The 5,752-nt window shown below is 67.4% G+C and carries 5 protein-coding genes and 1 pseudogene; 1 reads left to right on the top strand and 5 read right to left on the bottom strand.

The genetic code is table 11. The features are described 5' to 3' along the window. A pseudogene (locus ABN028_RS34940) lies at window positions 1–233 on the top strand (IS630 family transposase); the annotation flags it as partial. Here ABN028_RS34940 and ABN028_RS34935 read toward each other — a convergent pair. The 5 genes from ABN028_RS34935 to ssb all read right to left on the bottom strand — a co-directional run bounded on the left by ABN028_RS34935 (window position 216) and on the right by ssb (window position 5,710). Then, the gene (locus tag ABN028_RS34935; protein ID WP_349699628.1) at window positions 216–1,487 is read right to left on the bottom strand and encodes a tyrosine-type recombinase/integrase; all 1,272 of its coding nucleotides are present in this window, start codon (window positions 1,485–1,487) and stop codon (window positions 216–218) included. The pseudogene ABN028_RS34940 and the gene ABN028_RS34935 overlap by 18 nt on opposite strands. Then, window positions 1,484–1,678: a helix-turn-helix transcriptional regulator gene (locus tag ABN028_RS34930; RefSeq protein ID WP_349693114.1), complete on the bottom strand. Its 195-nt coding sequence runs from the start codon at window positions 1,676–1,678 to the stop codon at window positions 1,484–1,486. Before ABN028_RS34930 ends, ABN028_RS34935 begins: the two co-directional genes overlap by 4 nt. A 126-nt stretch (window positions 1,679–1,804) precedes the next feature. Further along, on the bottom strand, window positions 1,805–3,028 hold the full coding sequence (locus ABN028_RS34925) for a bifunctional DNA primase/polymerase (protein ID WP_349699627.1): 1,224 nt from the start codon (window positions 3,026–3,028) through the stop codon (window positions 1,805–1,807). 490 nt (window positions 3,029–3,518) lie between these two features. Then, a complete protein-coding gene (locus ABN028_RS34920; protein WP_349699626.1) occupies window positions 3,519–5,105 on the bottom strand; it encodes an AICE element replication initiation protein in 1,587 nt (528 codons plus the stop codon). Between the two features lie 119 nt (window positions 5,106–5,224). Next, entirely contained in the window at window positions 5,225–5,710 is a 486-nt protein-coding gene (gene ssb, locus ABN028_RS34915) for a single-stranded DNA-binding protein (RefSeq protein ID WP_349699625.1), read from the bottom strand. Window positions 5,711–5,752: the final 42 nt, after the last annotated feature.

Raw genomic sequence — 5,752 nt, 5'->3', positions numbered from 1 at the left:
CCCCAACCGGATCCAGCTGGATCAACCAAGTGGAGCGCTGGTTCGCCTTCCTCACCGACCAACTCCTACGCCGCGGCGTCCACAAAAGCGTCCAAGCGCTGGAGAAAGACGTCCGCGAGTGGATCAAAAACTGGAACGAAAACCCCAAGCCCTTCATCTGGAAGAAGACCGCCGAGGAGATCCTCGACTCCCTCGCCCGATATATCGCACGAATTTCAGGCGGAGGACACTAGCGGGGAGTCGTATTCGGCGGCAGAGAAGGCGTTCTCGCGGGCTTTGCTCCAGACGGCGTGGTAGGTGGTTTCCTGGAAGGTGCCGCCGTACTTGCCGACGAAGATCCGCCCGTCACGGTGGACGCCGAACTGCTCCAGGTGTGCTCGTAGCAGCTCGGCAAGGTTCGGATGGATCGGCACGGACCGCGTTTCCTGGCGGCCCCGGTGCTTCAGCGCCCGACGCTCCCGCGATGTGCCCGAGTCCGTCCAGGCGCTGCCAGCACGAGGGTTCGAGGCGGTGAGCAGAAGGTCACCCCAACCGGACTCGGGCAGGCAGACCAGGTTCTCCCTGCGGAGGTCGACGGCCTCAGATGGGCGGAGGCCGGCGTAGTACATGCAGCCGAAGAATGCCTTCATCCGGGCGCCTCTCTCGCCCTGTCCGGCTACGGCGTCCAGGAGACGGTCAGCCTGCTGGCGGTTGACCACGACCCTGGCGTCGACGCTTTCGACGGCCTTGGGCAGCTTCCAGCTGATCTGGTCGATCGGATTCTGCCGGAGCTGCCGCAGTTCCACCGCGTAGGCCAGCATGTTGTAGAGAACCGCTCGCTTTCGCGTGATGGTGTTCCTCGCGGCACGGGTGCCATCGAGCTTCAGCGACAGCGCGTCCAGCGCGGAGCGGACCAGATCGGGCCCGGTCATATCGTCTTGCAGGTCCGCGAGGGAGACGGTGTTCTGCTGCAACCAAGCGATGACAGGTGCCAGGTCGGCGGGTGGGACGTTGGAGTCGCGCTCGGTCTTCACGCACACCCACTCGTACATGGCTCGGCGAATCTGGGCCCGGTCTGGCATGCCGCGTCGCTTCACGATCAACGCTGGCGTCACAGTTGCCACTGTCTCTGCGATGCTCCGCCGTGAGTTGCCGGCCGCGGTGGACCACTTCATGTCGACGTAGGCGCACACGTGCTCGTACCAGGATCGTGCCTGCCGTTCGCGTAGCAGGGGCTCCGGCAGGCCGGTCACCTTGTCGAAGGCGACACCCTTGTTGGCGTACGCCAGCAGCGTGCTTCGCTCGGCTTCGGCCAGGGCGCGGGTAGCGAACGTCGACTGATGCGAAACACCGTCTACGTTCCATCGAACCGTGTAGGTCGGCTTCTTCTGCTTCGCGTTCTCCTGCTTGCTCCGGCTGAGGTTCTTGCGTACACCCCAGATCCGGACCTTGTGCGAGAGCGAGGTGCCGCCCGTGTGGGCGGCACCTCGCTGCCGAGAAGTCTTCATGCGGCCTCCGTGTAGGTCTCGATCCATGCGTCGAGGTCGGACCGGCGCACCCGGACGTCACCGTTGGGCAGCTTGATACAGCGCGGCCCCTTTCCGATCTGGCGCCAGTGGTAGAAGGTGCTCCGCGATACGCGCAGCTCGGAGCAGACTTCGGGGATGGTGAGCTTCTGGTTGGGGTTGGGCTCAGCCATGCTGGTTGGCACTCCTTTGGTTGCAAGGCGAAGGAAGTACGACGCTGGGTCGACTTCGCGTCGTGACGGGATCAGGCGTGCAATGCCTCGGTCGGACCGCCGGGTCAGAGTGGAGCGGCATGCTGATCAGCCGGCAGTGAGGCGATCGAGGCCTCGAGGACGTGGCCTGGGCAGCGGTGCGGCCATGCCGCGGACCAATGACCGGTGGGTGATGCGGTGGGCTTGGCTGGTTGAGAGTCCGCTGCTGGTGCCGGCGATGACGAGCTGTTCGGCGACGTCCGACTCGTCGAGACCGGACCAGTCGAGTAGGCCACCGACCTGGTACGCGAGGGCGGCGAGTGCGCATTTGCGGCCGTCGCGCATGGTGGCGAGCCGTTCGGCGCCGCGCATGATGACGGTGGTCACGTAGGCGGCGGGCCCTCGTCCCGAACGGCCCTGTTGAGGTCTGGGCGAGCGCGGGACTGGCCGCGTTGGATGCCGTGACGTGACGCGGATGATTTCGCGGGCAAGCCAGGTGGGCAGCTGACCGGGGCTGGCGATGTCGCCGGCGACAACCTCGTACGGGCCGGCGGTTGCGGTGGCGCCGGGAGCGACACCGTAGGACCAGCCGGCTTTGATGTCGATTTGCCAGGCGAGTCCGTGGTCGCTGAGTGCTTGGCGGAGGCCTTGTACGGGTGCCTGGTACCACAGGTGTCGTCCCCCGGAAGGGGTGTCGACGGTGACGGGACGGTGTCGTGGTCCGGCAGGCCAGGGGTGCTCTCCGCCGCGGATGTGGGCGAGGAGGCGGAGAGTGTCGCGGCCGTCGCGGAAGCCAGAGGGGTCGTTCCACTCGTGTTCGGGGATGGGTTCGGCGACCAGGTTGATGCCGGGCAGCAGTCCGGTGGCGAGGTCGTCGGGTATGGGGTCGTGGTGGTTGTCGATGTCGATGAGGACCAGGCCGGAGGGTCCGGCGGCGACGCCGGGGATGGCGTCGGGCTGGGTGTGCCACCAGCTGGTGATGGTGGTCGGGTTGGTGGTGGCGGCGCGGACGCCGTGGCACCACCTACCGGCGGGCAGGCACGGGCACTGCTCGATCGGGTGCGGCGTCGTGCGGGTGGTTCGGCAGGTACGGCAGTTGCCGAATGGTCGGCGGCTGGCGGGTGAGAGTGGGAACACGTGCCAGCCAACGTCGGCCAGCTGGAGGGCGAGACGCAGCCCAGGCTTGTCCTCGGTGGGGGTGAGGGTGGCCTGGCGTGGCGTGGGTGTGGGGATCCATCCGGTGTCGGTGGGTGAGCAGGCGGGGTGTTCGGTCTGGCCGGCGTAGACCGGGAGTAGCCGGGTACGGCAGCGCCGGCAGCGGGGTTCGGACATGCGACGGGCCTCCCTTTGGGCGCGGGGGCGGGGGATGCCTACGGCCCGGCCACCGCGGCGCCGACAGTGACGGCAGGCGCGGGCCGCGGCGCGGCGGGCGTGCAGGCTGTGTGGCGCGGCGACCGGTCGGTGCGGCGGAGGTTAGACATCCCCCGCCCCGGTCGGGCGATGTTGGCGCCGGTTGGGACGACGTGGGTGGCTCGCAGATTGTGAATGGGCCGGGATTGATGTCACTGTTGTCACCGGCCGCGTGTTTGCGCAGGTCAGGCCGGCTTTTCGGGTGGTGACATCAGCCCAGTTTTGTTGTCACCTGATGTCTCTGGGGCCGGGTTGTTGTCACCGGGGTGGTGACATCAGTGACGACAAGGTGACAACAGAATCGGCTTGTTGTCACCGCCGAAAACCGGGCCTGACCTGCGCAGATGTCTCGCGGGTGACATCAGTGACATCAGTTCTCCTCCTTTTGAAATCTAAGAAGGAGAGAGAGCCCTTAGCCCTGGCCGGAGAGCAGGTCGGGGTCGGTGATGCGCTGCAGCCGTAGAGTGCGGCGCTTGTTCGTCCGGTCCGGGCGGATGTCGACGCCGACCTTGCGCAGCGAGGGGGCGATCTCCCGGACCTTCCGCCCGACCGCCCGCGCATCCTTGGGCAACTCGTCGACAGGCAGCCCGTGCCGCTCGCAGATGCCCCGGAGGACGGTGAGCAGGTCCTCGGCGGTGCCTTCCCACACTCCCGGCTCGAAGGTCCCCCCCGCATGGCAGGGTCTGAGGGTGGCGGCGTGCCAGTGCAGGGCCCGGGCGAAGGTGTTGCCCTCGATCAGGGCCATGCCCAGCGCGGCGACCCGGGCGCGGTAGGCGGGCAGCGTGGCCCACCCGGTCACCGTGTCGACGGCGGCGAGTACTTGGGCGAAGTCGGCCATCCGCGGCGGGTCCAGCAGCTGCACACTCGGCAGTTCCCGTACGACGCCGGCTACCAAGTCCAGTACGGCGCCGAGCGCATCGGGGATCGCGTCGGCGCGTGCTTGGGCGATGTCGGCTTCGGCACGTCGGTGTTCGATGACTTCGGGTTCGACGAGCAGCATCCGGTCGGTCAGGTCCCCGGCGAGGTCGTGCTTGATGGCGATGGTGGTCATCGCGATCACCCGGCGGAACGAGAACACGGCGATGTCTTCGTCGGAGTGCAGCACGCGCTGCAGTACGGCGTCGCCGGTGACCCCTTTGCAGAGGGAGTTGGACAGCCAGTCGGGGATATCTGTGACGTTGTCGAAGGAGAATGCCCAGGAGGCGCGGGCGAAGATTGCCCACTCGCGTTTGTCGGCTGGGCTTTCTCGGTCTTCGGCGGGCTGGGGGTCGATGAGGGCGAGCAGGCAGCGGATCAGGTTGGACTTCGCGGTGCCTTGTTCACCTTGGACGAGCAGGATCGGGTGCGGGATGTCGGTGAAGTACGCCGCGACCACCCAGCCGAGGACCAGCCGAAAGTCGTCCTCGGACAGGTTGACCAGTGTCCGGAGCGGGTCGAGTGTGCCGCCGCGGACGGGTTCGACCAGGGGGTGGGTGAGTTCGGAGCGGCGGAAGATCACCGGCGAGGACGGGCAGATCTCCCATCCGTCGCTTGTGATGCGGATGCACTGCCCGGTCTCGGTGCCCATGTCCACCACCAACGCCTCCTCACCGTCGCCGGACCCGTCGGAGGCGGTGGTGTCGTTGTGGCTGCCCATGCGGAGGAACACCGGTTGCGGGTCGAGTTCGCTGGCTTCGCCTTCAAGCACGTTGATGCAGTCGGACAGTGCGGAGCCGGTGGCGACCTTGCCGGTCTGTCGCCACAGGGAGTCGGCGAGTTTGGCGCGGATCCCGGACCCTGATTTGGAGGCGAGGGGGACTGCGAGGTTGGGGCCGAGCCGGGGGACGGCGTAGGTGCGGCCGTCGGTGGAGCGGATCAGGCGGTAGGCGTCTTCGGCCATTTGCATCAGGATCTGTGCCTGGGTTGGCCCCTTCCCATCGGCGGACGGGTCGGCGGCCATCCCCGCCGGCTCGTACGCGCCGGCGTCGTCGGGCAGGTCGTCGTGATCGGCAGCCACCACAGTCTTGAGAACCTCTCTACGCGCGAAGGGTGGGCGAACGGTTGGCACGGACACGTGCGGCCAGGCACACCCGGAGAAGAGGGCATGCCTGGCCGCCGTGTCAGTCATCGAATGTGCGGTTAGAAGGGTGGTTCGTCGGCGGGTTCGGGTCCGGCGCCTACCGGCTCTGGCCGGGTCCGGGTGCCATTGGCCCACGGGTCATCGGGCGCGGTGGCGGGTGCGCGGCGGACCCGTTTCGGTGTGGCGGTTGCGAAACTCAGCTCGACGCCCACGGCGTCGGCGGTCAGCTTCCACGCCGACCGGTTCTCGCCGGTCTTGGCGTCCTGCCAGTGGTCTTCGGTGAACCGGCCAGCCACGACCACCCGGTCGCCCTTCTGCAGGCACTCGGTGACGTTCTCGGCGAGCTGACGCCACGCGGTACAGCGGACGAACGAGGTGTCTCCGTCGGTCCACTGGCCGGTCTGCCGGTCATAGTTGCGGGAGTTGACCGCGACCGTGAACGACACGACCGCTGAGCCGTTTGTCGGAACTCCCGCGGGTTCTTCGGCGGTGTGGTGTCCCTGACTGGGTAGGCGGCGAGGTCGGTGCGGGTTCGGCGCGTTCATGTGATTGTTTGACCCTTCGTCGGGATTCCTGACAGGTCTCTG

This window comes from Actinopolymorpha sp. B17G11 (assembly GCF_040196095.1).
Classification (GTDB): Bacteria; Actinomycetota; Actinomycetes; order Propionibacteriales; family Actinopolymorphaceae; genus Thermasporomyces.
This window is presented reverse-complemented; position numbering and strand designations above follow the sequence as displayed.